At 72.4% G+C, this 3,502-nt stretch carries 2 protein-coding genes; both read right to left on the bottom strand.

Annotation, left to right across the window (positions count from 1 at the left end; translation table 11 throughout):
* Positions 1-65: 65 nt before the first annotated feature.
* Entirely contained in the window at positions 66-3,404 is a 3,339-nt protein-coding gene (locus tag AC1VAN_RS15435; protein ID WP_480986132.1) for an ankyrin repeat domain-containing protein, read from the bottom strand.
* The coding region (locus AC1VAN_RS15440; protein ID WP_480986133.1) for a YcgL domain-containing protein at positions 3,397-3,502 on the bottom strand (106 nt) is incomplete at its 5' end. The genes AC1VAN_RS15440 and AC1VAN_RS15435, both read right to left, overlap by 8 nt.

Here is a 3,502-nt window from a genome sequence, read left to right on the forward strand (position 1 = left end):
ACCTCATGMACCTCGYCAGGATTGCGAAGCTGCCGGCCAGCGGCCGGCACTACCGCGCCTTGGGGTCAGCCGTTGTCGCGCAGGAACCTGGCCATCGACGAGACACCCGGCACGCGCGGCTCGAACTCGGCGGCGACGTCGATGAAGCCGCGCATCACCGCGATCTCGCGCGGGCTGCGGTTCAAGCCATCACGCGCTTCCGGGTCGGCACCGGCGCGCAGCAGGCGCTGCACCAGCAGCGGCAACCCGTGCAGGGCGGCCAAGTGCAGCGGGCCGAAGCCGCGCGGATCGCGCACGTCCAGGCTGACGTCTTCATCCAGCAGGCGCTCGACGGCGGCCATCACCACCTGCTCGTCGCAGGCAGTGCCCGGTTCGGCGCGCGCGCCCAGCAGCAGCAGCAACGGCGTGACCGCACCGGCGGCGGCCTGGTCCGGCTCTGCACCAGCCAGCAGCAGGGTATCGAGCAGCGCCAGCAGGCGCGAACGGTCGCGCGCACTGAAGCCATACAGTGCCGCGCAGTGCAGCGGCGCCAGCTGCTGGGCATCGCCGGCGTGCACATCGGCACCGGCGGTGAGCAGGCGCGCCACGATGTCCGGCAGCCCCAGCGCCGAGGCCAGCATCAGCACGGTGACCCCGCCCGGCAGGCGGTGTTCGAGCTGCGCACCGGCGTCGAGCAGGGCCGAGACGATCTCGACCTGGCGCATGCTGACCGCCGCCGACAACGGCGTGGCACCACTGGCAGCGGCATGCTGCGGATCAGCGCCGCGCGCCAGCAGCAGGTCGACCACGGCCAGGTGGCCACCGCCGGCAGCACGCAGCAGTGCGGTGCAGCCCTGCGCATCGACGGCGTCGACGGCAAAGCCCAGATCATTCAAACGACGCACGGCGTCGACATCACCGGCCATCGCGGCGGCCGGCAGATCGCCTTCGCGCAGGGTCCGGCGCGGCAGCGGCCAGACGCGCCAGTCCAGCCAATCAGCCAGATCACGACGACCGATCGACAACGCCACGCCCAGCGGTGTCTGCCCATCGGCAGCACGCGCTTCCGGCGAGGCGCCGTGCTGCACCAACAGCTTCAAGGCGCTTTCGCGGGCCAGTGCGGTGGCCAGATGCAGCGCGGTCATGCCATGGCTGTCGCGTGCTTCGCGGTCCACGCCGGTGGTGAGCAGGGCCTGCTGCAGGCGCAGCCAGCCCAGGCGCACCGCCAGCGACAACGGCGGATCACCGGCTGGCGAGGCGGCAAACGGATCGGCGCCCCGCTCCAGCAGTTCCAGCGCCAGCTGCTCAAGGCCACGCGCCGCCTGGTCGTGCTGCGCACAGGCGGCCAGGAAACGCGCCAGGCCACCGCGCCCGGCCGGCGACAGGCCGTGCTGCAGCATCACCTGCAGGGCTGGCACGGCATCGATGCCACGCGAAAGCAGCGCGAACATCGGCGTATCTGCGCAGGCGTCGCGCACGTACGGATCGGCACCATGGGCGAGCAGCCAGTCGACCGCACGCGGCTCCAGCGCCAGCTCCGGATCGAGCAGCAGGCCACCCAGTTCTTCGGGCTGGCACAGCCTGGCCAGTGCGGCCATGCCATCGGTATTGCCGAACCCCAGCGCCTCGCGCAGCAGGGTCAACGGCGGGCGGTCGGGCAACAGGCCGCTGGCGCTGGCCGTCTCACCGCGCTCGGCCAGGCCATCGCTGACCGCGGCGGGCAGCGGGTAGGACGGGTCCAGCAGGGCCACGATCGCCCAGCGACCGGCTTCGGCGGCATAGTCCACCGCGCGCCGGCCGGCCGGATCGCTGCCGTCGGCGGCGATCCCCAGTTCCAGCAGGCGCTTGATCAACAACGGCGAAACGTCCTCGGCCATCGTGGCCAGCAGCACCGCGTTGCGGCCATCGGTGTCGACCGCAACCAAGTCTGGTTTGTGCGGCAGCAGGTGCTCGACCACGGCAGCGCGGCCGGCGCGTGCGGCTTCCAGCCACGGGGTGCGGCCCAGCGCATCGCGCGCTTCCAGGTTGGCACCGGCGGCCAGCAGCACGCCGATGATGTCCACGTGGCCGGCCAGTGCGGCTTCATGCAGCGCGCTGCGGCGCTGGCGGTCGCGCGCGTCGGCACGTGCCTTGTGCTTGAGCAGCAGCTGCACGCCGGCCGGATCGTCGTCCTCGGTGGCGGCCGCGGCCAGCAGCACCGGGGTGCCGTCAGCCGGTTCGCTGCGCGCGCCGCGCTCCAGCAGGAAGCGCGCCAGGCGCCAGTTGCCGACCTGGCAGGCCACCGCCAGCGGTGACCAGCCATCACGGTTCAGTGCGTCCACTTCAGCCGCCGCATCGCGCAGCAGCGCGGCCACGCCCGGGTCGGAACTGCGCGCGGCGTGGTGCAGGGGCGTGTTGCCCTCGCTGTCGGTGGCGCGCGAATCGGCACCGTTGGCCAGCAGGGTCATCACCGCTTCCGGACGCCCATGCCAGCTGTCGCGGGTCGCGGCCAGCAGCGGGGTCATGCCACGGTGCGGCGCGTTCACATCGACGCCGCGGCCGATCAGCTCGCGCAGCAGGCGCAGGTCCGGCAATACCGCGGCCAGTACAGCCAGGCTGCGCTGGTCGCGCCAGTTGGGGTCAGGCAATGAGTGCGGATCGGCGCCGGCCTGCAGCAACTGCAGCGCGCGGTCGATGCGGCCGTGGCGTGCGGCTTCGTACAGGGCCGGGGTCAGCTCCTGCGGCGCCAATGCTTCCAGCGGTGTGGTGTCCACCGCAGTGCTGAACAGCGTTTCGCGATCGACCGGCAGTTCAGCGCCAACCGGGCCGCGCAGCGAGACCAGCGGCGCCGGTGCGATGCGCTGCAGCAGCAGGTGGAGCAGCGGCGACAGCAGCAGCACCGCCAGTGCCGACGGCCAACGCGCGCTTTCCGGCAGCAGGCCCGGCCAGGTCGGCAGTACCACCAGTGCGGCCAGGGCCATCACCAGTGCGGCCACGCCAAGGCCACGCCAGGCGCTGAGGTCGCGGCCGGCCAGCGCCTGCCAATGCTGGGCCAGGCCRCCRTCGAGRCGMTCGACATCRTTCCACAGYGGCCAGGTGCGCCAAGCCGCCAGCAGGCCAGCGCTGACCAGCACGCTCAGGCCCAGCACCGCAGCCAGGCTGCCGCTGTCGCGCAGCGCGGCCAGCGGCCAGGCCAGCAACAGGGCCAGCAGCAACGGCGCGGCGATCCACAGTGCCAGCAGCGCCGGCAGGTCCTGGCGGACGATCACCTTCGGCGGCAGCAGCGCACGGCTGCGCCGCCACCACGAGATTCCCAATGCGAACGCCGGTTGTGCCAGTGCGGCCAGCACCGCACCGGGCAGGCCGCCCAGCGCCGAACCCAGTGCCAGCAAGGCACCCAGGGTGAAGGCCAGCGACAGGGCGCGGGATCGGGAAAGCTCAGTCATAGTGGCGCAGCATCATGCTGCTCACCGACGGCGGCACCTGCAGGTAGAACCCGCGCTCGGTCAGTTCGCTGCGCACCTTGGCCGGGTCGGCCTGGGCC

Source organism: Stenotrophomonas sp. 05L44_2 (assembly GCF_056665995.1).